This is a genomic window from Psychrobacter luti, assembly GCF_014192115.1.
Taxonomy (GTDB): Bacteria; Pseudomonadota; Gammaproteobacteria; order Pseudomonadales; family Moraxellaceae; genus Psychrobacter; species Psychrobacter luti.
In genome coordinates this window covers 1-22,624 of record NZ_JACHXL010000006.1, presented here as the reverse complement: position 1 = coordinate 22,624, position 22,624 = coordinate 1, and the positions used below count along the sequence as shown (strand labels likewise).

At 42.0% G+C, this 22,624-nt stretch carries 21 protein-coding genes and 1 pseudogene; 9 read left to right on the top strand and 13 right to left on the bottom strand.

What is annotated here, in order from left to right; all coding sequences use genetic code 11:
* Positions 1 to 29: 29 nt before the first annotated feature.
* The 6 genes and pseudogenes from FHS24_RS12665 to FHS24_RS12355 form a co-directional block, all read left to right on the top strand.
* Positions 30 to 1,559 (top strand): annotated as a pseudogene (locus FHS24_RS12665) (DUF927 domain-containing protein); the annotation flags it as partial.
* 3 nt (positions 1,560 to 1,562) lie between these two features.
* Positions 1,563 to 2,573, top strand: a complete 1,011-nt coding sequence (locus FHS24_RS12660) for a hypothetical protein (RefSeq protein ID WP_233449120.1) — start codon at positions 1,563 to 1,565, stop codon at positions 2,571 to 2,573.
* A gap of 258 nt (positions 2,574 to 2,831) precedes the next feature.
* On the top strand, positions 2,832 to 3,341 hold the full coding sequence (locus FHS24_RS10620) for a hypothetical protein (protein ID WP_183621118.1): 510 nt from the start codon (positions 2,832 to 2,834) through the stop codon (positions 3,339 to 3,341).
* Positions 3,331 to 3,537, top strand: a complete 207-nt coding sequence (locus FHS24_RS10615; RefSeq protein WP_183621117.1) for a hypothetical protein — start codon at positions 3,331 to 3,333, stop codon at positions 3,535 to 3,537. The genes FHS24_RS10620 and FHS24_RS10615 overlap by 11 nt, the downstream gene beginning before the upstream one ends.
* Positions 3,538 to 3,561: 24 nt before the next feature.
* Positions 3,562 to 4,101, top strand: coding sequence for a hypothetical protein (locus tag FHS24_RS10610; protein ID WP_183621116.1), 540 nt, complete (start codon positions 3,562 to 3,564; stop codon positions 4,099 to 4,101).
* Between the two features lie 121 nt (positions 4,102 to 4,222).
* On the top strand, positions 4,223 to 6,130 hold the full coding sequence (locus tag FHS24_RS12355; RefSeq protein WP_221185061.1) for an acyltransferase family protein: 1,908 nt from the start codon (positions 4,223 to 4,225) through the stop codon (positions 6,128 to 6,130).
* Positions 6,131 to 6,515: 385 nt separating this feature from the next.
* On the opposite strand, the gene FHS24_RS10600 is transcribed toward FHS24_RS12355, so the two are convergent.
* Positions 6,516 to 6,818, bottom strand: a complete 303-nt coding sequence (locus FHS24_RS10600) for a monooxygenase (protein ID WP_183621115.1) — start codon at positions 6,816 to 6,818, stop codon at positions 6,516 to 6,518.
* 143 nt (positions 6,819 to 6,961) lie between these two features.
* Here FHS24_RS10600 and FHS24_RS10595 point away from each other — a divergent pair, with 143 nt between their 5' ends.
* Entirely contained in the window at positions 6,962 to 7,909 is a 948-nt protein-coding gene (locus tag FHS24_RS10595) for a DUF1853 family protein (RefSeq protein ID WP_183621114.1), read from the top strand.
* Between the two features lie 31 nt (positions 7,910 to 7,940).
* Here FHS24_RS10595 and FHS24_RS10590 read toward each other — a convergent pair whose 3' ends face one another.
* The 9 genes from FHS24_RS10590 to FHS24_RS10550 form a co-directional block, all read right to left on the bottom strand.
* On the bottom strand, positions 7,941 to 8,471 hold the full coding sequence (locus FHS24_RS10590; RefSeq protein WP_183621113.1) for a DUF2726 domain-containing protein: 531 nt from the start codon (positions 8,469 to 8,471) through the stop codon (positions 7,941 to 7,943).
* A 309-nt stretch (positions 8,472 to 8,780) separates the two neighbouring features.
* Entirely contained in the window at positions 8,781 to 9,995 is a 1,215-nt protein-coding gene (locus FHS24_RS10585) for an SPOR and LysM peptidoglycan-binding domain-containing protein (RefSeq protein ID WP_183621112.1), read from the bottom strand.
* Between the two features lie 307 nt (positions 9,996 to 10,302).
* Positions 10,303 to 11,670 carry a bifunctional tetrahydrofolate synthase/dihydrofolate synthase gene (gene folC, locus FHS24_RS10580; protein WP_183621111.1) on the bottom strand — a complete coding sequence of 456 codons (1,368 nt, stop codon included), beginning with the start codon at positions 11,668 to 11,670 and terminating at the stop codon, positions 10,303 to 10,305.
* Positions 11,671 to 11,963: 293 nt separating this feature from the next.
* A complete protein-coding gene (gene accD, locus FHS24_RS10575; RefSeq protein WP_183621110.1) occupies positions 11,964 to 12,920 on the bottom strand; it encodes an acetyl-CoA carboxylase, carboxyltransferase subunit beta in 957 nt (318 codons plus the stop codon).
* A gap of 299 nt (positions 12,921 to 13,219) precedes the next feature.
* Entirely contained in the window at positions 13,220 to 14,044 is an 825-nt protein-coding gene (trpA, locus tag FHS24_RS10570; RefSeq protein WP_183621109.1) for a tryptophan synthase subunit alpha, read from the bottom strand.
* A 53-nt stretch (positions 14,045 to 14,097) separates the two neighbouring features.
* Positions 14,098 to 14,304, bottom strand: coding sequence for a hypothetical protein (locus tag FHS24_RS10565; RefSeq protein WP_183621108.1), 207 nt, complete (start codon positions 14,302 to 14,304; stop codon positions 14,098 to 14,100).
* Positions 14,305 to 14,366: 62 nt separating this feature from the next.
* Positions 14,367 to 14,858, bottom strand: a complete 492-nt coding sequence (locus FHS24_RS10560; protein ID WP_183621107.1) for a hypothetical protein — start codon at positions 14,856 to 14,858, stop codon at positions 14,367 to 14,369.
* 157 nt (positions 14,859 to 15,015) lie between these two features.
* Entirely contained in the window at positions 15,016 to 16,290 is a 1,275-nt protein-coding gene (gene trpB / locus FHS24_RS10555) for a tryptophan synthase subunit beta (protein WP_221185060.1), read from the bottom strand.
* 98 nt (positions 16,291 to 16,388) lie between these two features.
* The gene (locus FHS24_RS10550; RefSeq protein ID WP_183621106.1) at positions 16,389 to 17,072 is read right to left on the bottom strand and encodes a phosphoribosylanthranilate isomerase; all 684 of its coding nucleotides are present in this window, start codon (positions 17,070 to 17,072) and stop codon (positions 16,389 to 16,391) included.
* A gap of 216 nt (positions 17,073 to 17,288) precedes the next feature.
* On the opposite strand from FHS24_RS10550, the gene FHS24_RS10545 reads away from it, so the two are divergent.
* Positions 17,289 to 18,905 carry a cryptochrome/photolyase family protein gene (locus tag FHS24_RS10545; RefSeq protein ID WP_183621105.1) on the top strand — a complete coding sequence of 539 codons (1,617 nt, stop codon included), beginning with the start codon at positions 17,289 to 17,291 and terminating at the stop codon, positions 18,903 to 18,905.
* An 86-nt stretch (positions 18,906 to 18,991) separates the two neighbouring features.
* On the opposite strand, the gene FHS24_RS10540 is transcribed toward FHS24_RS10545, so the two are convergent.
* Positions 18,992 to 19,213 carry a hypothetical protein gene (locus FHS24_RS10540; RefSeq protein WP_183621104.1) on the bottom strand — a complete coding sequence of 74 codons (222 nt, stop codon included), beginning with the start codon at positions 19,211 to 19,213 and terminating at the stop codon, positions 18,992 to 18,994.
* Between the two features lie 205 nt (positions 19,214 to 19,418).
* On the bottom strand, positions 19,419 to 20,171 hold the full coding sequence (locus tag FHS24_RS10535; RefSeq protein ID WP_183621103.1) for a DUF4230 domain-containing protein: 753 nt from the start codon (positions 20,169 to 20,171) through the stop codon (positions 19,419 to 19,421).
* 589 nt (positions 20,172 to 20,760) lie between these two features.
* Here FHS24_RS10535 and FHS24_RS10530 point away from each other — a divergent pair.
* Positions 20,761 to 22,479: a proline--tRNA ligase gene (locus FHS24_RS10530; RefSeq protein WP_183621102.1), complete on the top strand. Its 1,719-nt coding sequence runs from the start codon at positions 20,761 to 20,763 to the stop codon at positions 22,477 to 22,479.
* A gap of 84 nt (positions 22,480 to 22,563) precedes the next feature.
* Here the strand turns inward: FHS24_RS10530 and FHS24_RS12655 are convergent, their stop codons facing one another.
* Entirely contained in the window at positions 22,564 to 22,623 is a 60-nt protein-coding gene (locus tag FHS24_RS12655) for an IS3 family transposase (protein WP_183620800.1), read from the bottom strand.
* Position 22,624: the final 1 nt, after the last annotated feature.

Below are 22,624 nucleotides of genomic sequence, written 5' to 3'. Positions count from 1 at the left end.
CCGAACCAGTCGCAAGCAAGGGGGACTAGATGACCACTACACCACAAACAGCCGTCCATGAAAAAGCCCGTGCATTTAGCACAGGCTTTACAGTGGTAATAAATAGCTTTGATGCAGTCACACGGCAAGGACTGGCAAACGATAAGCTATTGCTTAAACTATTTGACCTACTACCGCCTAATAGCTTGCTTAACGTCACCGACAATCTTACTACAGATGACGACAAAGTAGTACCGACAGCTGGCACGATAGCCCTAAGATTGACCGATAAACAAGGCGATATTGTAGGCGCGGTATTCTACACACCAAACAGCAAAGCAAAGCCCATTGTTATTGACCCTACGGGGTATGGCGCTATCGTCATGGGTGAGCTAAACAAAGCCAATGAGGTGATAGCGTTTGATGATATAACCCATGCTATTGATGCTTATCAATGTATGGCAGCTGATGATATAACTATTATTGTTAGTCCTCAAAAGACAAGTCAGCACCTCAAAAAGATGGTGCAGCATTGGAGTAGCGGATCACTGCTAACCGTACCAATGACCATAGATAACAAACGCATGATAAATCTACTAGCAGGTGTGAATGCTAGGGCATTGGTTACTATGGCTGATATTGTCACCTTGCTACATGCTAACCATAGCTATGAGGCGATACTGGCAGCTGATGACAGCCAAATCATTAATTTAAAAGAGTCTGCCTACTATCCTGAATGGCGCGATGATCCACAGCTGAATGAGCCGATGATTTATGCTGATGGACGTTTTGAGCTATATCACGATGGATTGTTTTTTGTGAAGTATAACGATGATAACCCAGCAAATATAACCTTTAAGTTTAAGGCGTTTGTTTGTTCACCGATTGAGGTTATCGCAAAAGTAAGGGACACAAGCAGCGGTACATGGGGGCGGTTATTACAATGGCGTGATGATGATAGCGTGCTACATACGTGGTCAATGCCGTTATCACTGCTACAAGGTGATGCCCGTGAATATCGTAGAGAATTGGCTAGTCAAGGCTTGAACATTACCACCAACCCCAAACAGCGTAGCTATTTAGATACTTATATTCAGGACTACCCTATTCACAAGCGGGCGTTATGCGTGGATAAGCTAGGCTGGCACGATGAGCAATATATATTGCCTAATGGTGCAATAGGTAGTGATGGTAAGGAGTTGATTGTTTACCAGTCTGCCCATGCAATCAACAGCACGATAACCCAGCAAGGGACATTAGAACAATGGCGTGATGAATTATGCAAACCACTAGCCGAACAAAGCCGTTTTGTTTTCTCTATTGCTTGCGCGTTTGCAGGGCAATTACTCGCGCTACTAGATGATGACGGAGGCGGTTTTCACATACTAGGTTCATCAAGTATGGGTAAGTCATTATCGCTAAAAACGGCTGCTAGTGTATAGGGCAAGCCTGACAGCTACACTAAGACATGGCGCAGCACAGATAACGCCTTAGAGGGCACAGCAAGCGAGTATAACGATAGTTTTTTACCCCTCGATGAAATAAGCGAATGTGATCCCAAAATTATTGGCAAAAGTAGCTATATGCTAGCTAATGGTCAAGGTAAAGGGCGCAGCACCACTACAGGGCATAACCGTATAGCCAAAACATGGCGCATTATTTTTTTATCTAATGGTGAGGAGTCACTACAGAACCTTATGGCGCAAGCAGGTCAAAAGACTAATGCAGGTATTGAGGTTCGCATAGCTCATATAGATGCTGATGCTGGCAAAGGCTTAAAGACGTTTGATAGTTTGGTAATGGCAAAAACGGGCGCAGCACAAGCCGATAAAATAAAAGAGTTATCAAATACTTTCTATGGTGTAGCTGGTATGGCGTGGCTAGAACATATCACCAATGACAAAGCAGCGACCACAGCAACCGCTAGGCAGCTTGTAAACGACTTTATGAGCCATTACCCAAAGCTAGCACCGCAAGCGCATAGAGTGGCTAAACGGTTCGCTATTGTGGCAACAGCTGGAGAGATAGCAACAAGCGCAGGCATTACAGGCTGGCAAGTAGGACAAGCAACCACAGCCGTTAGGGTATGTTTAGATAATTGGCTTGATAACTATGGCCGTGATGGTGAGCATGAGCAACGCCAAATTATAGAACATATCAAAGCATTTATTGAACAGCACGGATCAAGTCGCTTTCAGCCTTGTCACAGCACCGCCTATCAAGATTTTGAGCATAAAATCATTAACCGCGCAGGCTATCATAACTACGATACAGGCGAATATTATTTCTCTACTAGCATGTTTGATGAAGTATGTTCACCATTTAGTAAAAGCAAAGTACTACAGGTATTAGACGATGCTAAATTACTGAATGTGACTGAGAATGACCGCAAAACATGCAGGATTGCTTTACCGTTTGAAAAAAACCGTAAGCGTGTCTATGCTATCAAAAACGACATATTAAGTTATGAAACTGATAAAAGCATTGGGACAGGCGGGACAACTGGGACAACCCATACACCGCAAGGGATAAGCACTGTCCCAAGCACTAAAAAACCACTGGGACAGCTGGGACAGAATACATCAATATGCTAGTTTGTCCCAAGTGTCCCAAAGGCTAAAAATAGACTGGGACAGCTACAAGCCATTAAGGACGGGCGTTGTCCCGTTGTCCCAAGTGTCCCAAGCAAAAAACTAAGGTACAGCATAATAATCAAAGGTAGGCGTTTAGCGTCTGCCTTTTTTTGTGCCTGATGTTTATAAAAATTTACTTTGAAATAGATATAAATTAATCCATGTTAGAATAAGGGTTATAAAACTACTTAATGATTTAGATAACAATTAGAAATCATCATGCCAGCCATTGCCACTACTTCAAGCTTGAATAACTACCCTAGATTGAGCATTAGCAGCTATCGTGAGCAGTTGAGGCAAGGCAAAGCTTACAGTATCGAGTTAGGTTATAGCTATGGTGGCAAGTCTTACAGCTACAGCATAAAATTAGATAACACCGCTTGTCACTATGGCAATTACCGTCATTGGTGGTTATGTCCAAAGTGCAGCAAAAGAGTATCAGTATTATATTGTGCTGGCTTATACGTTTGCAGACACTGCATAGGTGCTAATTATGGTTCACAGCTAAAACAACCTATAGACCGTTTATTTAGCCGTGCTGAAGCAATCAGGAGGCGTTTAGGCTGGCAAGCAGGGATAGCGCATGGTAATCAAGGCAGACCAAAACACATGCACTTCTCTACCTACTACAGGCTAATAAATGAGCATAACAAGCTAGTACAAAAGATATGCGGTGCAACTATGGTGGCAATTAATAAAAACAAAGGCAGGGCAAGCTATGAGCGATAGAACAAGGGATATAATTACATTAGATAGCCTACTCGATGAAATAGAACAAGTTAGGCAAATGGCACTCACTGATGACGATTATAAAACAGCGTTGTCATGCACCATGAGCAAATCAAAACTGCTAGGCGGTGGCATACGCTTAGAGTATAGAGAAAAAGACAGAAACGACCCATTAACCAAGATGCTAGCCATGTGATTGAGAGCAGCAAACAGACAAGATATGATAGAAAAGGCAAACTTGCTTAATGATTTAGATAACCTACGAAATATAACCATGCCTACCACTGCAAATACTTACAGCCTTGATGACTACCCACAGCTAAGCATAGCGAGCTATCGTGAGTATTTACGCATAACAAAGCCTGACAGCCTACCAGTGGGCTATAACTACAACGGCAAAGCATACCGCTATAACATTGATCTATTAACGACACCGTGCAACTATGGGCATTATCGCTATTGGTGGTCATGCCCTAAATGCTGTAAACGTGTGGGCGTGCTTTATTGTGCTGGGATTTACGTTTGTAGGCATTGCATAGGAGCGAACTATCAAACACAACTTATGCAGCCGTGGCAGCGACCTGATGCACGTATGCAAGCAATTAGAAAGCGTTTAGGCTGGCAGTATGGCGCATATCAACGTAAGCCCAAAGGTATGCACCGCGCTACACATAAACGGCTATTTTTAGAATATATGGATATAGAGGATAGTTACTTAGATAGGATAAGGATTATTGATGAATTAGTGAAAACATCTTGAACAATTACAATGCCCTGCTATGCAGATATAATAAATGCCAAAACATTAGTTCGATATACATATACTTACACAAGCTATATACTACCGACATTTTTAATAATCATGTTCGGTAAATAACTCTATGAAATTTAGAAAAGATATCAATGGCCTTAGGGCATTTGCAGTCATCGGTGTTTTGCTATTTCACTTTAACGCCTCTTGGATGCCTGGTGGTTTTGCTGGTGTTGATGTCTTCTTTGTAATTTCAGGGTTTTTAATGACTGGAATTATATTTAGAGGTATTGAGCAAGAAAAATTTTCTATTCTAAATTTCTATGTGGCTCGTGCTAATAGGATTATCCCTGCCTTGGCGTTACTGTGCTTGGTATTGTTAGTCTTTGGCTGGTTCTATCTGACACCTATAGAGTACAGAGCATTAGGGAAGCATGCTGCCAGTAGTGTCGGTTTCTTATCTAACTTTGTTTATTGGTCAGAAGCAGGTTATTTTGACGCGGCTTCTCATGAGAAATGGCTGTTACACACTTGGACACTATCAGTAGAGTGGCAGTTTTATATCATCTATCCGCTAATACTAGTCGCTATGCGCAAGTTTCTGTCTATCAAGACGATGAAATCTATACTAATAGTGGGGACAGTACTTGGTTTTATATTCTCTGTTATAGCAACCTACAAATTACCTAACGCATCATATTACCTTCTCCCTATGAGGGCATGGGAGATGATGATTGGTGGGGTCGCCTATCTCTATCCTTTTGCATTACAAGAGAATAGAAAAAAGCTTTTAGAGAGAATAGGGTTAGTTTTAGTGGTGGGGTCTTACTTCCTCATCTCAGCAGAAAACGCTTGGCCAGGTTACTTAGCACTATTTCCTGTTGTGGGTTCGTTTCTTATTATTCAGGCACAACGCAATGACAGTATCATCACAAACAACATCATATTCCAAAAAATAGGTACTTGGTCTTACTCTATTTATTTGTGGCACTGGCCTTTGGTAGTCATTATTTATACATTCGCATTGCCTGAATACTATATTTATTTAGGCTTGGCGTTATCAATACTTCTTGGCTTCCTAAGTTATAAGTATGTTGAAAAAATTAATTTCCCAAGAAGTTTTCCAACTCTTTTAAGTTATTTAAAATGTAAGCCTATTTATATTGCTGCCTCAATTTTTTTAATTTCAATCATAATAATTGCAACTGATGGAGCCAAAACAAGGTTTGTTGATAGAGAGCCATACGTCAAAGAGCAAATGAAAAATATCATTTTTCCTTCAAGAGCAACAGGATACTGTTTCTTTAATGACACAGACCTAGGTTATCCCGACAAAGATCTTGGAACTTCTTGTTTATTGACTAACACTGGAGATAAAAAGATTTTACTTTTCGGCTCTTCGTATGCTGGAATGTACGAACCTTTTTGGAAAGAGTTTGCAAAAGATAATAACTACCTTCTGCAGTCCATAACTACGTCATGGTGCGCACCTTATCTTAATGATGACTTTCCAAAAACACAGCTAAATACAGAGCAACATACACAGTGTCTATATAACAGAAGGTATGTCTCTGAAAATATAGAAGATTTTGATGCTATAGTCCTTGCAGGTTTATGGTCGGTTAGATATCAATCTGGATCACTACACTATATTAAACCAACAATTGACTTAGCATTATCTAAAGGAGTTAAAGTTATCTTAATGGCTAGTCCTGTAGCTTATGCATCAAACCCAATTGCTCGAATGGAATCTTCGTTATGGTCAGAGAAAGCTTACAAGCATCAAAAAAGTAATGATACTTTTAATCAAGAGGCTAATGACTACGTTCATAACATAGCGGATGAAAAAGGAGTTTTCTTTGTTAAAAGAGATACCATTTTTGATGAAAAAGATTTCTATTTAAAGAGTGATTTAGAATTTCCTTATAGTCTTGACGGAGGTCACATATCACAAGAAGGCTCTTTGTACGCGTACAAGTTTTTTAAAGATAATAGATACGACGCTAATTTAATTAATTACATTGGAAATAAGAATTAGAGATAAGGCAAGTAGCATATTAGGTTACTACAGGATCTAATTTCCAAATAATCGATTGAAACTCCCACTCATTGAAGTTTCGGTCTACGTAAGGAACCCTTTACGCAGACCATAGGAATGAATACGGCAATAAGTTACTAACACCGATGTTTAAGAGTGCATTATATTAGATAGTCAAAAATAGGGATGAATATCGAATATTAAAAACGATTGTTGGTATTATTGTTGGTATCGTCAATATAAAATAATATCGGACCTTTATAAAACAAGGCATACAGCTTACAATTTACTTCCTGCCGTTCCGACCAAACATAGCAGTAATACAGGAAAGCCAATCATTTTTTAATGGTTGGCTTTTTTTATGTTCATTACTTTTCATTTAATATTACAAAGAAGTTTTAGTAATCGCACTTAACGCTTCATTGATGACAAATACTTTAGATTTAATGTCTTTAAAACCAAATGAGGTCAGTCTTTGGGTATGCTTCTCTAAATATCGGTTGGCATCGTCCAGATTATCAAATACATAAATACCACCTGCTTCTTGCGTCTCTTCGTTTTCTGTCCATAGTTTATAGACCAGACCGTTTTCAGTGGCGATGTTTTCGGCCAGCTCTTTCATGGCATCAAAAAACGCACTGCCAAAAGGTCCGCTATAGGGAAAGTCGATTTGTAAAAGATATTTCATCTATTAATCCTCATTATTATCAAATAGGTCGGCAAAATATTATGCTGCCAGATGACTACAATCTTAACATATTACGATTGCCTATAGACTTTTAGCAATTGAGACGCTAGGGTAAATACTTTATATCTATTCTGATTTGACCTATGTCTGAGCTTCGCACTCTATACCATACCACTCCTAAAACTTATGCGCCCTGGGAAGCTTACCAGCGACCTTATGTGCGTGACTTGGCGTATGTGCTTGCGTGCCCTAATGTATTGACCGAGTGGCTAGACTTTGCACCTCATCAAAATACTCATCCTATCTCAGTACATAACGCAGCATTTTGGCAAATGCAGTTTGAGGCATATAAGCAGCGTTTGAAAGAGTTGGATACTACCAGTGCTTATCAGGCGCTGACCCGCTACTTATTAAAACGTCCCAGCCCTAATCGTTTGGGTTTTCACTTTGAAGGCTTATTGTCATTTTGGCTAGAGGATGGCTTTGCGCGCAAGTTGCATCCGTACGAGACCCTTGCTAATAATGTGCAGTTATACAATGGCAAACAGACGACTGGTGAGCTGGATTTGATTTTGTATAATCATGAGGAAAAGCTCACTGAACATTGGGAATTGGCGATTAAGTTTTTTATGGGCGCCGCCCCTTTTGCGCCGATAAACTGGGTTGGCATAAACTCCAACGACAATCTACAACGCAAAATGATTCATATGCAAACCAAGCAGTTTTGTAGCATTTGGGTGAATACTGAAAAGCATGGGCAAGTTAAGGTTGATAAACGTTATGGCGTCATAAAAGGGCGATTCTTTTTGCCAATGAACATCGCTAATTTCGTCTATCCTCATTGGCTAACACCTAGCTTCCCCATGCATAAATGGTGCGATAAGACGGATAACGAAACCCTTGCGAAGATTGACATCAGCGCATTGCGCGCAGCTCACTATATAGAATGGTTTAGCAAGCGCGACTTTTACGATGACCGTCGATCGCCACTTATTATTTCTGAAAACGGTATCTTAAAAACAGGGCTATACTTTGAAGGAGATAGACCGATTGTCATTTATCCTAAAAAATCCGACCAAGCAGAAGATTAACTTTAAGCTTTTATTATAATCTTAATAATTTTTAATAACTCTCAATCACCTGCATCAGCTCATATCTCAGCATATCGGCACTTGGCATACGCTCGGCATGAAAACGCACGATAGCAATACCCGCACTGGCAAGCGCTTTATCTTTTTTATCATCGGCCTTTTGACGTGCTTTACTGCTGTGCGTCCAATCATCAAGCTCGATAGCGAGCAAAGTAGTCTGGGCATCGACATCAACAATCACATAGTCGACACTTTGACGACAAATACGATTAAACCAAAAACTGCGTTCTGAGGTTTCACTGCTATTGGCTTCGATGATACGTGACAGCTGAACTTGGACAAAAATATGATATTCAGGTAAAGCGTTTTTTAACTTATTAAAGAATATCACTTCCGTGTCCGTCATGATGGGCATCATCGCAAATGGCCAAATAGCCAGCTCATCACCACGCACAGGGGGCGGCTCAGGCTCAGTAACTTGTTTAGAAGAAAACAGTTTTGGCAAGGTGATCAGCCCTACAAATCCAACTGCCAATATTAAAAATATAACGCCAAATGACATGGTTTTACCTTATACATAATGAAAGCCGTCAGCTATGTGTAATGATGTCAGTAAAGTGACGACACATACCTAACCGCGACAGGGCAGCCTTTGTAGGCTGACAGGTTATACAGAGAGGAACAAAAAGGAGCGGCGCTCATCGTAACCAAGCTTACGCCAATCAGCAAACGATAAAACAAAAAACACGACAATAGATGTCGTGTTTGAATAAAACTAGCTACAGCGATAGAAATATAAACGAGCCTAATTAAAATATAGCTAGTTGTTTAGCAATAATGGTCATTAGGTTACAGCGCTATAAATGCCATTTTAACGCCAGTATAAGACCCAAGCGCTTGTTGTATTAACTTTAGGGTCGCTATTAATCTTATCTTTTAACGCCAATGCCGCGACTTTACCACGCTCAGGACCAACGATAACGCGCACACCGCGACTGGTAGAGCTGGTCTTAACTTGATAGCCGGCAGATTGGAATTTCTTTGCCAGCTCATCCGCTTTGGCTTGATCATTTGCCAATGCTACTTGTACGCCAAAGCTACCTTTAGCATCGGTTTCTTTGACCTCTTTACGCGCTTCGCTAAGTTTCTGCTGCGCTTCACGCTTGGCATCGGCCGATTTCTTGGCTAACGCTTCCTCTTTTTGAAGCTTATCTTCACGTGCCTTTTCAGCTGCCGCTGCTTCACGCGCTAACCGCTCTACCTGCTTACGCGATGGAATGGCAAGACTTTGACCCAGTTGTAGAGATGTCGAAGGTGATAGATTATTCGCTTGTGCCAAGACCTCCACGGGCATGTTATATTGCCGCGCCAGTTTAATCAGCCCGTCACCTTTTTTCACTTGATAGTCAGAAGGCGACTTTGGTGGCTCATTTTTAGCTACTTCTGCTGCTTCTCGCTTTTTCTCAGCGGCAGCTTGCGATTGTCTCTGAGCATCAGCCTGCTTTTTTGCCTCAGCTTCCTTTTTACTATCTGCTAATTTCTTAGCAGCCGCTTGTTCTTTAAGAGCAGCTTGGCGCTGAGCTTCTTGTTGCGCCTGGGCAGCTTTTTGCTCTTGCTGCTCTCGAGCTTTTACATCATTTTCAGCTGAAGCAGTAGCGCTATCACTGCTATCAGTACGAGGCTTTACCGTTGGCGTTGCAAGGTTGTTTTTTGCAGCCTCTGACTCTTTACTTTCTTCAGCAGCTGGTGCGCTACTGGCCATATATTGCTGACTTTCCGCACGGGCTTTTGCCAATGCTTGTGCTTCAGCCGCTTCTTGTTCGGTTAAGAACTGCTGAGCACGCTTTTCTTGTTCTGCAACACGAGCAGCGCGCTCTTTTTGTTTTTGTGCCAAGATGCGCTTTTCAGTCTCGATATCAGTCGTCAATGGCTGCGGAGGCTCTTGCGCGGGGCTTGGCTTATCTATCATTGCTGACGCTGGTTGGGGCTTATTGCTATCACCAATTTGTTGCACCATGGCGTATAGCATCACGCTACCGCCTATAATCATCCCAATGCCCAATAAGGCTTGTCTCGAAAAGTTCATCCGTTTACGTCTCTTAGTTGGTAATAAGGTTGATTGAGCGGCGCAACTGTCGTCTCAAAAACTATTATTTCAAAAACGGTCGTCTTAAAACTATGCTTAAATAGTTTAAATCGCTTTGATAAATAGCTTTGATAGTTAAATAGTTGCCATTGCCGCCGGTTACGTCCATCCATTTATAAAGCTTATGCCGAGCATCTATCTCATAGCATTGTATAGCAGGATGCTAAATCAATTTGATTATAAAGCATATATTTAATACTGTCTGCCATCATGCTACTGCTAAGATTAACATTATATAAATACGATTTTAACTTAAATCATCATCGGCAAGTGCCGCTAGCGCTTCGCCAATCGTATGGAACGAGCCACATACCACGATTAAGTCTTGCGCTTGACTATCATTTATAATGGCATCGGTGGCTTCTGACAAACGTTTAAACTCATGTATTTGCGCACTATCGACATAGCTTGCTAAGATACTTTGCAGCTGCTCAGTGCTCGCCGCCCGTGGATAATCAATCTCAGCAATAAACCAATCGCTAATAGGCAAGCCGGCTTCGGTCAAACGCTGAACGACCTTATTAACATCCTTATCGCCCAACATAGAAAACAGCATTTTAATGCTAGCAGATTTACTAGTTACTTGTTCGGAACTATTTTTCTTCGCTAGATGCTGTTGCCAAAGCGGTAATAATTGCGCCAATAAAAACTCAACGCCTTGCTCATTATGCGCCACATCAAACAGCCAATGGCGGTTATGCGTCTCACGACAATCAAAACGACCAGCGAGCTTGACCGTCTGTAACGCTTGTTCGATAGCCTTTTTATCAATATTTAATGGACTTGCCAGCACCGCTGATAAGGCATTGGCCGTATTGGTCAATGACAGTGCTGGACGTGGTAGCTGCATGGTGACAGCGGCATTACTGTATTGCCAAACGTCGGGATCCACTTCACGATAATCAAAGTCTTGCCCAGCTTGATAACAGGTTGCCTGATGCGTATCAATCGCTTGCTGCACGCTAGCTGGCATCGCAGTAGCGCCATAAACCAGAGTAATGCCATCACGTAAAATACCCGCTTTTTCACGGCCGATATCTTCGACATTATCCCCTAGCCAATCGACATGATCGATAGCGATATTGGTAATCACTGCCATATCAGGATCGATAATATTGACCACATCTAAGCGACCGCCCAACCCAACTTCTAACACCCAAACATCGCAATCTGCTTCGGCAAATATTAATAATGCTGCAAGCGTTGTCATCTCAAAGAATGACAAGGTCAAAGCGCACTGTAACCGCGCATCCTCTACCTTGCTAAAGGCATCAATTAAGGTCTCATCACTGACCATCTCACCATTGATGCGCACGCGCTCGTTAAATATACTCAGATGCGGTGATTGATACAGCGCAATTTTATAACCTGCCGCTTGGCACATTTGCGCAATGACCGCAGTCGTTGAGCCTTTACCGTTGGTGCCCGCTACGGTAAATACATAAGCATCGTCTTTGGCTGACTGTACCACGCCTAACGCCTCAGCAACCGGCAATACTCGCGACAACCCCATATCTATCGCCGAGACATGAATCTGCTGCATATAATCAAGCCATTCAGTTAAGCTCGACTGCTCAGTAGGAGTGTTAGAGGTAGAAAGTGAAGAGTCAGACATGGACGGAACCTATATAGAATTTTTCGAATAAAAAATAGAGGATTAGAAAGCATTCATTAAGAAAATAGAGACAGTATATAACTACCTGACCAAAAAGCAAAAATAGCATTTACCGTTATTGACGATAAATGCTATTAGTGAGTGTGACTTAGTCGATTTAATTTAAAAAGAATACAGTGCTACTGGGATAAATTTGCAAAGTCTCTGGAATGCGAAGCACACAGTAAGCAAGGAAAATTTATACCAGAAAAACGCTATTTCTAATGTTCTTATTTGCTAACAAGTTAAGCGTATTAAGCATCGACATTCGGAACACGGCATAGCTTGGCGAGCAGACGATAAATCGTATCAATTAGCTGATGGCGATGCACCACTTCATCAACCACGCCATGCTCTAATAAGAACTCGGCACGCTGGAACGGCTCTTCTAACGTCTCACGCACGGTTTGTTCAATAACGCGTTTACCTGCAAAGCCAATCATAGCTTTTGGCTCTGCTAAATGGATATCACCAAGCATAGCAAGCGATGCAGTCACCCCGCCATAAACAGGATTGGTCAATACCACAATATATGGCACGCCAGCAATTCGTAAGCGTTCAATCGCCGCCGCAGTACGAGCCATTTGCATTAATGATAGCAAACCTTCTTGCATGCGCGCACCGCCAGAAGCAGCAAAGCAGACCAAAGGAGATTTATCGTTGAGGGCTTTTTCAGCCGCCTCTACAAAACGGTCGCCGACCACCGAGCCCATAGAGCCGCCCATAAAGCGGAAATCAAAGGCACACGTAACGATATCAAGATTGCGTAATTTACCATACATCACAATTAGCGCTTCAGACTCACCGGTCTTGTCCTGTGCTTCGGTCATGCGCTGCGGATAAGGTTTACTATCCACAAAGCTCAATGGATCTTTGGCAGTAAACTGTTGTCCTAGCTCGCCTTCTACTTGATCGAGCAACCAGTTTAAGCGCTCACGTGCACTCATCGGTAAATGATGATCACAATGCGGGCAGACATAACAATTAAAAATCAGCGCGGTATTGGTAATCATTGAATGACAGCTGCTACATTTCGTTGACGGTTCGGTTTCTACCGCCGTCAAAGGTGCGGTCAATTGCTGCTTAATACCCGGTATCGGGCGGTTAAACCACGATTGTCCTGCGGTATTACCGTTTGGCGCAACGCCGTTATTCGCAGCAGCATTATTTATAGTATCTAGTGTTATAGTATCAGTCATAGTATTCGCCATTATCAAAGGCTTATCGACAAGTTGGCTTAGTTACTTGCCCCTAAGAAGTCCGTTTATAAGAATCAATTTAAAAGTCACATATCTTTATAACATCAGCAGTTATAAAGCACGCTTATGCGCAACTGTAACAATTTATATATGATGTTAGTTTACACACGTAAACTAACTTTAGCAAAGTCATTTGCCTGTGTCTTTATAAACATTGTTATAAAAATACCGTTATCGTTTCTATGATAAATAAAGAAGCGCCGACTTTACTACGTCTTTCAAATTTAGATACTAATAAACTCGATATAATATTAGGCTGTTAAACTATCAAGTGCGCCGCGTAGCTCGTCCATTTTCGCCATGATTTTTTGCTGCGCATTAGCAACAGCCGATGCATCATTGGCATCAATATCCGCAAAATTCTGCACCAATGCACTACCAACGATAATACCGTCCGCATGAGCGCCAATTGCTTTAGCTGATGCTGCATCACGAATACCAAAGCCCACGCATACTGGCAAATTTGTCTCCGCTTTAATCGCTTGCACTTGGGTCGCAACATCATCGGTATCTAGCGTTGCCGAGCCCGTCACCCCTTTCAGCGACACATAATAAATATACCCACCACAATGGGTTAGGACTTGTTCACGGCGCTCAGGTAAGGTCGTCGGCGATAACAAGAAAATCTCATTCATCGAATGCTCAGTTAAATGCTGAGTAAAACTACCCGCCTCTGCCGGTGGCAAATCAACCATCAAAATACCATCAACGCCTGACTGCTCACATAGCGCAACGAAGTTATCATAACCAATAATCTCCACTGGATTCAGATAACCCATCAAGATAATTGGCGTTTGGCTGTCTTGCTGACGGAACTCTGCGACCATCTTTAGCGCATCGCGAGTACTGGTACCCGCTGCTAAGGCGCGCTCGCCAGCCAATGCAACAGTTGGGCCATCTGCCATTGGGTCAGAGAATGGTAAGCCTACTTCAATCATATCTGCGCCGTGCTTGACCAAGTCATGTAGTAAGCCAACAAAGCTATCAGGTGTTGGGTCGCCTGCCATTACATAGGGAATCAAGGCTTTTTTATTTTGTGACTTTAAGGTTTCAAAAGTGCTTTCAATTCGAGTCATAGTATTCTCTTATAATTTTGTTAAATAAATTTTCAGCTTATCTGAACGTGTTTTTACCAGCCAACATCCATTAAATTATCAGGATTATCCTGCGACAAATATTCGATACTATTAGCTTTTTGCTTATGAAAGGTATTCATAATATTTAATATTTCACGTAGATCAATATAATGTTGACCATTCAAAATATTGTAATGCTCATATAATGTAAATTTTTTGTGAGCCAACAAGCCGTGAATCCTTTTACCTTCATTTTTCATAGCTTCAACATGTTGTTTTTTATATATTATCGAAAAACCAATACCAGAATACCTGCTTTGATTTAGAGAAATTTTTCAACATCATCAAAGCTTACTATTTGATCATGATGTAGATTATCAATAAATATAAAGAAATTAGATAGAAAGCTAATACTATCTTCTTTGATAACCATAATTGGCACATGCTTCCAAGTCAACCGCTTTGCGACCCATGGATTTGGAACGACAAAACTGTTATAGGCACGATGCACCCAATACGTCATCATAACGAAAAACAACATGGGTATAGTTAAAAGAGAACAAAGCCCAAGGATATTTCTTACAATTTCATCAATTGTCGTAACCGTATAACTTGTCGAAAACTCCCAAACGACAATCAAGACATACATCACTGCCCATACAGTGACAACTACAAAGAAACCATAACTCTGCCAAAAACTGACTCTTTCAGTAGGCACGCCCACACTTATTGTGACTGGCGCTGTTAGCACCGCTTGATCTGGATACTTGCTCAACTGGCTAGGCTTACTAGGTATTAAGCGGTTCAAATTCATGAAGGTATACTATCGATAATAAAAACATAGCCAGCAACATTTGTAATTACTTTACTCTATAGAGCAAAGTAATTACCGTATTGAGATATAGAAAATTTATTCAACTTAATACGCTGCTAAACCTTCTTGTACAATAATCTAAACTCTTCTGTTTTTACTACAACTCAATCCCTTCCGCCTTCATTACCGAATGCAAATCTTTATCACCACGACCTGACATATTGACGATAATGGTTTGATTAGGGGTCATAGTTTTAGCCAGCTTAAGCGCATAAGCAACCGCATGGGCAGATTCAAGCGCAGGGATAATCCCTTCCTTACGTGTCGCTTCATGGAAAGCTTCTAACGACTCTTTATCGGTACAGCCAACATATTCAACACGTTTCATATCTTTTAAGAAGCTATGCTCAGGACCGACACCAGGATAATCAAGACCAGCTGAGATAGAATGCGTCTCTTGAATTTGACCTTCATCGTCTGCCATCAGGTAGGTACGGTTGCCATGTAACACGCCGATACGACCAGCAGCTAATGGCGCTGAATGACGACCGGTTTCAATGCCGTCACCTGTCGCTTCAACGCCATACATTTTGACTTCAGTGTCATTGAGAAAGTCAAAGAATAAACCAATGGCATTCGAGCCACCACCGACACAAGCGACTAAGGCATCTGGTAATTTGCCGGTTTTTTGTAAATGCTGAATGCGCGCTTCTTTGCCGATAATCGCTTGGAAGTCACGTACCACTAATGGATAAGGATGCGGGCCTGCAACTGTGCCGATAATATAATAAGTGCTATCTACATTAGTGACCCAATCACGCATGGCTTCGTTCATGGCGTCTTTCAGCGTCCGTGAACCTGAAGTCACTGGCACCACTGTCGCACCAAGCAAACGCATACGATAGACGTTCATCTTTTGGCGCTCGACATCGTCCGCGCCCATATAAACGATACATTCTAACCCTAAGCGCGCAGCAATCGTCGCCGTCGCAACGCCATGTTGCCCTGCTCCAGTTTCCGCAATAATACGTTTTTTACCACTCATTTTGGCAAGGAGCGCTTGTCCAATGGTGTTATTAACTTTATGCGCGCCAGTATGGTTGAGGTCTTCACGTTTAAAATAAATTTGCGCGCCACCAATCTCATCACTGAGACGCTTAGCATGATAAAGCGGCGTTGGACGACCAACATAATTGACCAAATCATTGTGATACTCTTCCCAAAACGCCGGATCGGCTTTTACTTTGGTGTATAGCGCCTCTAGCTCTTCTAATGCTGCCATCAGCGTTTCAGAAACAAAACGACCGCCATGAACGCCGAAATGTCCACGCGCATCAGGATATTGATTAAAGTCTTGTACATTTTCTGGATTGGTAAAGGTATTGATGGCTTTAGCAGTGGCAGATACATCTTTGCTCGCGACATGACTCATGATAATTCCTACTATAATAAGTGGTATTTTTAGAATAAATAAGGGGAAATATTTTACGTAATTAGCTATTTAAAGGCTAGAAGTTCACGGCTACAAAGCTAATTACTGATATTCGAAGGTTCGCTAAGCGTCTCGTTTTGCCATCGGTCGCGTTTGACCGCTTTCATAAAGGCGCGCATTTTGGCAGCGTCTTTTTTGCCTTTGTCAGACTCAATCCCACCGCTGACATCAACAGCATAAATAGGCAGCTCTAAAGTAGCAGCGACATTATCGGCGTCGAGCCCACCCGCTAGAATAATAGGCAGCGAGCTGTCTTGCGGTAATAGATTCCAATCAAATCGTGCCCCAGTACCGCCATACTTATAAGGATGGTAAGCATCTAACAAGATACTGTTCGCTCCCGCTGCGGCAAATTCATTAATCTCGACGCTTACGCTAGCAGCGGTGTGTTGTTCAGTATTGATACGCAATGCTTTTATCCAACGTTTATTGACTGCACTTGCCAACTGCTGACACTGCTCAGGTGTTTCATCACCGTGAAACTGAATGATATCAAAAGAGACACGGTTTGCTAGCTTAACCAATTCATCTTGACTCATATTAACCACTAATGCCACAACGCTTATAAAAGCTGGCAAAGAAGCACTTAGTAATTGCGCTTGCTCAATAGTTACAGCGCGCGGACTGGGTGGATAAAATACCAAGCCAACCGCATCAACACCCAACTGGGCAGCAATTTTAATATCACTAGGCTGGGTAAAACCACAAAACTTAACGTGCATGATGCGACCTTAGATATAACACTGAATATGACATTGTTAGAGTTAGACTGTGTTAGCTAAATTGACTGAGGGAAAATGTCCTTTGCCAACGCTAAAGCGTAAATATGATGATTTGTTAATTGAATGGTAAATCAATTGCATCCAAAAACTTATCCTAGCATACTTTTATTCGTAGTTTTGTTTATGATTGCGATTGATTAAAATAGGGATAATTGAATGTCTAAGACGGCGTCAGCTAATGGCGAAAACCATGATAATACGAATGTCAGTATGCCGCATTACTTAATGTGGTTTCGTCGTGATTTGCGGCTGCATGACAATACGGCACTGGCTGCGCTTAGTGAACGGGCGAATGAGGATAACGCCTTAGTAAGTGCTATTTTCTTTATGACGCCTGAGCAATGGCACGCGCATGATATGTCACTCACACAGCTCGACCATATCGCCCGCACATTGCCAATCTTAGCAACATCTTTGCAAAAACACTTGAATATCAACTTAACGGTGCAAGTCTGCCTCAATTTTGCTGATTGCGTGAATGCGTTAAGCACATTATGTGAGGCGAATAAAATCAGCCTTATCATGGCCAATCATGAGTATGAAGGCAATGAGATTGAGCGTGATGAACGACTCACCAAACAACTGGCAAAAAATGATATCGAGTTTATCCGCTGGCACGACCAATGTATCTTACCGCCGCAAAGCATTATGACCAACGATGGCGATAGCATGTATAAAGTATTCACCCCGTTTTATAAAAAATGGCGGCATACTTTAGATGTCAGCACCATACAAACGCATGAAGCACCAGCGGTAAATAACAAAGCCAAGCTGAAAACCTCAAAATCTAGCGCCACTACTATCAACGATATCGAAAATTTAAGTAAAAAGACCGTCAACAATTATCAAAATGTACTGCAAACTAATGGTCTATTAGCACACATTGATATAGACGCACAGCTTGATTACGCTCGAGAAGCTTACCCTGCTGGCGAAGAGGCAGCTTGCCAACGTTTAGATGAGTTTATCGCGACTGATATTGATGACTACGATATCAGTCGCGATGTGCCAAGCTTGCACGCGACTAGCCAGCTATCAGCCTACCTTAACATTGGTTCAATCAGTCCCAGACTGTGCTATTTGCAAGCCACGAAAGCACTGGAAGAATTGCACCGTAATGATGGCAATACTCTTAGAAACTCTGACAATAATGACATTAATCGCTGGATAAGCGAGCTTGCTTGGCGAGATTTTTATCGTCATGTACTGGTCGAAAAACCTACGTTGATACGCCACAAGGCTTATAAAGAAGAAACAGATAGCAAGATTCATTGGTCATATAGTGAGGATGATTTTAAGTCGTGGTGTAAAGGCGAGACTGGCGTGCCCTTAGTCGATGCCGCGATGCGCAGTCTCAATGCGACAGGCTTTATGCATAATCGGCTGCGCATGGTCACAGCGATGTTTTTAACCAAGGATTTATTGATTGATTGGCGCTTAGGCGAGCGCTACTTTATGCAGCAGCTGATAGATGCAGATTTTGCTTCCAACAACGGCGGCTGGCAATGGAGCGCATCGACAGGTACGGACTCTGCGCCATACTTCCGTATCATGAATCCCTTTAGCCAAGCCAAGACCCATGATACCGATGGCGAATTTATCAAGACTTGGCTACCAGAATTAAAAGACGTTCCTGCCAGCATCTTGCATAGCGAAGATAAAATGCGTAAAGAACTGGCAAAGGGTGGTAAGTTTTCTGATACCGATTACCCACTACCGATGGTTGAACATAAAGCAGCTCGCCAATTAGCCATTGCTGAATTTAAAAAATAAGATTAAGTTCAAACAGCTCTACATTTAAAAAGAGTCATGAGTTGAAAAAAGTCATGAACTAAAACACAGTTATGATTTAAACAATCTTAGCTTTCTATTTGCACCAAACTACTTTGTGGCGCACTCTCTTTATCAGTATCTGACTCTAATATCCGCGTCTTGATGGTATAAATGGCATAAGCTAATAAGGTAAAACTTATTATTAATAAAACCCAAGTAGCAAACGAGAGCGACTCTTTCGCCTTAGGTTGTTTGGTTAGTTTACGTTGTTTATCGTTAGCAGACAGCTGATTATTAGGAGTTTTCATATAGGCCACCTATTATATTATATGGACTTATTTATCGATAACATCTATAAGGATATCGATAATGATAAATAAGTACTGCTATATAATATAGTAAGCTTATTACTCATAACTTCAAGCAACATTTGTTAACTGGCAAGGATCTCTATTAAACTGTCTAAGTCTGTCTCCTAGTCCTAACCCCTTATAATGCCGAAGTCTAAGTCATTTAAGCTTTAGTCACCACTGGCATCTGACACGCCCCTGCGCCCTGCGTGGTTACCGTGACTACTGCGCCAGTTAATGAAAACAACTGCTGCAACTGGGTTTGCGCATTTTCTAATGCCATATTCATCACATCACCGTGGCAAGCACGTTCAAGCACTTCTTTCTTTGCCATACTTTGCGCTTGTTGCAAAATCTTTGGATCAACCTGCATCATGCCAAAAGCGCCCGTCTGCCAATCATAAATTTCAATATCGTCTAAATAGACCGAAAATATCTCTGATGGCGGCAAAGTAATATGAATCTGCGGCATGATAGAGACGGGATTATTGGCATCAACGCTTTCAGCATTTTTTATAGCAGATTCAGCAGGCGCTATTACTTGTACCATCTCAGGCGTTAAAGCACTCAAATCAATCCCTGCTTCTACGCGCCCACGGGCGATAAACAAGCCTTTTTGCTCATCTTGCCATAACTTCATCCAACTGCCTGGTTTTTGACTGGTAATCACCGTATCGACACTAAACGCCACCGTCTCCAAGCGATTCAATTTCTGAATCTGCATTACCACCCCTTCACGGGTTATGGTTTCTATCGGCTCTTCTTTACTACTTTTTTGCAGACTATAAATCGCAAAAACGAGCGCGGCAAGACCGATAATTAATACCAGCCACGACATCATAGCGATGGGTTTTTTCGTGGGCGGCTGATTGGCATTATTATTACTGGTAGAAGAATGGTTCTCAGGATTGGTCATGTAAACTACCTCAAAGTTTTTTTTGTTTTTATAAGAGAGTTAAAAATCTAAATATTTAGTATCGAAATCTAAGATATAAATGCTAGTTGCTCACGTTAACTTCAAGTAATAACTACCAATACTCTACATAATTCTCAATAGTGCTATGGCGAAGAAGTCAGCTAATTATTTGCTATAAATATGCTTAAAATTGGTAAACAATCGAATTAAAACCAACATATTTGGCTCTTTAAGTAATGTTCTGACTGAAAAAACAAAAAGTCATTGCGTCTTAGGCGAACTTTACCTAACATAGTCAGATTGTATAAGCAAAATGTTGGCGTACACCTACTTTTCTGGCTTATCTGTCTAAAATATGACGTTGCCAATATAGACGTTTAATACGAAATGAAAAGTTCCAGCCTTTTTGCAAGGCGTTTTATGAACGTACTTTCTACTGATGTACTGTTTGTTGCAGTACTTTTTAGCTAGGCATGCCCTAGACTATTACCAAGTGATAAAAGGTAAGCTGGCGTCGGCCATCAAAGCACACGCTCAATATCCTCCTATTTCTTATTTATTTTATCGTTGATAAGGTTATGCTTTATTTATGAAAGCCAGTCAATTTTTGTTTGCCACGCTAAAAGAAACTCCCAGCGACGCTGATATCGCCTCAAGCCAATTAATGGTAAGAGCAGGTCTTATTCGTAAAATCGCCTCTGGACTATATATCTGGTTGCCGATGGGTTTGCGCGTGTTGCAAAAAGTCGAACGCATCGTTCGCGAAGAGATGCAAAACGTAGGCGCTCAAGAAGTGCTGATGCCAATGACCCAACCTGCTGAGCTTTGGCAGATGACCGGTCGTTTTGACGATTATGGTCCTGAGCTATTACGCTTTAAAGACCGTCATGACCGCGATTTTGTCTTGGGCCCGACGCACGAAGAAGTCATCACCAATCTTGCCCAAGGCGAGCTGCGCAGTTATAAGCAGTTGCCGATTACCTTTTTCCAAATCCAAGGTAAGTTCCGTGATGAGATTCGTCCGCGTTTTGGCGTAATGCGTGCGCGTGAATTCACTATGAAAGACGCCTACTCGTTCCACGTTGACCAAGCGTCACTCGCCAAGACTTATCATGATATGTATGACGCTTATACGCGCATCTTTACCCGTTTGGGTTTAGATTTCCGTGCGGTACAAGCGGATACGGGTTCTATCGGTGGTTTTGCTTCGCATGAGTTCCATGTGTTGGCAGACAGCGGCGAGGACGATATCGCCTTCTCTGACTCTTCTGATTATGCAGCTAACGTTGAGCTGGCTGAATCGGTGAGCATCGCTGAGCGTCAGCCGCCAAAGTTGGAACGCGAAGACGTCTTAACAGAAAATATGACCAGCTGTAAAATGGTTGCTGAGCATTTAGATGTGCCACTAGCAACCACGGTGAAAACTTTAATCGTTCATGGTCATACTGAAGATGATGAGCCGCAGTTGATCGCTATCGTTTTACGTGGTGATCATCAGCTGAATACTATCAAAGCTGAAAAAATCGAAGAAGCCAATGTGCCGCTTACGATGGCTTCTGATGAAGAGCTAAAAGCCGCTGGCCTACATAAAGGCTTCATCGGTGTTGATTTGGATATGCCAGTATTTGTCGATCGCTCAGCCGCCACCTTGTCAGATTTTGTCACGGGCGCGAATGAAGTGGACAAACATACTATCGGCATGAACTGGGTACGTGACGCAAGTATTACTCGTATTGTTGATGTGCGCAATGTACAAGAAGGCGACCCTTCTCCAGATGGTAAAGGTACACTAAAAATCAAACGCGGCATCGAAGTCGGTCATATCTTCCAGTTGGGTGATAAGTATTCGCAAGCGATGAACTGTACCGTATCTGGTGAAGATGGTAAGCCTGTTACCCTAATGATGGGTTGTTATGGTATTGGCGTTAGCCGTATCATCGCTGCTGCTATCGAGCAGAACAACGACGAAAACGGCATCATGTGGCCAAAAACGCCAACCGTTGATGACTCGATTGCGCCTTTTGAAGTGGCTATCATTCCGATGAAGTCAAAAGAAGAAACCGTCATGCAAACGGCGACCGCTTTGTATGAAGAGCTAAAGGCTCAAGGCGTCAATGTCATACTCGATGACCGTAATGAACGTCCAGGCGTTAAGTTTGCCGATCTTGAACTGATTGGTATTCCGCATCGTATTGTAGTTTCAGACCGTAACTTGGCTGAAGGTAAGTACGAATACGTCAATCGCCGTGAGACAGAAAAGCAAATGCTAAGCCGTGAAGAAGTCATAGCGAAAGTAAGCAGCAAATAGTTTTATTAATAAAACTTATGCCATAAAAAGCGCCTATCTTATTAAATGAGATTGAACTGACCCCCAAATGTTGGACGGTTTAGTTTATAACAAGGACTGAGTTCTGTATTGCACAGGACTCAGTCCTTTTAATTTAAGTTGAATA

Coding starts and splice junctions, on each gene's coding strand:
- FHS24_RS12660 (WP_233449120.1), top strand. CDS start 1,563: ATGCTAGCTAATGGTCAAGGTAAAGGGCGCAGCACCACTACAGGGCAT.
- FHS24_RS10620 (WP_183621118.1), top strand. CDS start 2,832: ATGCCAGCCATTGCCACTACTTCAAGCTTGAATAACTACCCTAGATTG.
- FHS24_RS10615 (WP_183621117.1), top strand. CDS start 3,331: ATGAGCGATAGAACAAGGGATATAATTACATTAGATAGCCTACTCGAT.
- FHS24_RS10610 (WP_183621116.1), top strand. CDS start 3,562: ATGATAGAAAAGGCAAACTTGCTTAATGATTTAGATAACCTACGAAAT.
- FHS24_RS12355 (WP_221185061.1), top strand. CDS start 4,223: ATGAAATTTAGAAAAGATATCAATGGCCTTAGGGCATTTGCAGTCATC.
- FHS24_RS10600 (WP_183621115.1), bottom strand. CDS start 6,818: ATGAAATATCTTTTACAAATCGACTTTCCCTATAGCGGACCTTTTGGC.
- FHS24_RS10595 (WP_183621114.1), top strand. CDS start 6,962: ATGTCTGAGCTTCGCACTCTATACCATACCACTCCTAAAACTTATGCG.
- FHS24_RS10590 (WP_183621113.1), bottom strand. CDS start 8,471: ATGTCATTTGGCGTTATATTTTTAATATTGGCAGTTGGATTTGTAGGG.
- FHS24_RS10585 (WP_183621112.1), bottom strand. CDS start 9,995: ATGAACTTTTCGAGACAAGCCTTATTGGGCATTGGGATGATTATAGGC.
- folC (WP_183621111.1), bottom strand. CDS start 11,670: ATGTCTGACTCTTCACTTTCTACCTCTAACACTCCTACTGAGCAGTCG.
- accD (WP_183621110.1), bottom strand. CDS start 12,920: ATGGCGAATACTATGACTGATACTATAACACTAGATACTATAAATAAT.
- trpA (WP_183621109.1), bottom strand. CDS start 14,044: ATGACTCGAATTGAAAGCACTTTTGAAACCTTAAAGTCACAAAATAAA.
- FHS24_RS10565 (WP_183621108.1), bottom strand. CDS start 14,304: ATGAAAAATGAAGGTAAAAGGATTCACGGCTTGTTGGCTCACAAAAAA.
- FHS24_RS10560 (WP_183621107.1), bottom strand. CDS start 14,858: ATGAATTTGAACCGCTTAATACCTAGTAAGCCTAGCCAGTTGAGCAAG.
- trpB (WP_221185060.1), bottom strand. CDS start 16,290: ATGAGTCATGTCGCGAGCAAAGATGTATCTGCCACTGCTAAAGCCATC.
- FHS24_RS10550 (WP_183621106.1), bottom strand. CDS start 17,072: ATGCACGTTAAGTTTTGTGGTTTTACCCAGCCTAGTGATATTAAAATT.
- FHS24_RS10545 (WP_183621105.1), top strand. CDS start 17,289: ATGTCTAAGACGGCGTCAGCTAATGGCGAAAACCATGATAATACGAAT.
- FHS24_RS10540 (WP_183621104.1), bottom strand. CDS start 19,213: ATGAAAACTCCTAATAATCAGCTGTCTGCTAACGATAAACAACGTAAA.
- FHS24_RS10535 (WP_183621103.1), bottom strand. CDS start 20,171: ATGACCAATCCTGAGAACCATTCTTCTACCAGTAATAATAATGCCAAT.
- FHS24_RS10530 (WP_183621102.1), top strand. CDS start 20,761: ATGAAAGCCAGTCAATTTTTGTTTGCCACGCTAAAAGAAACTCCCAGC.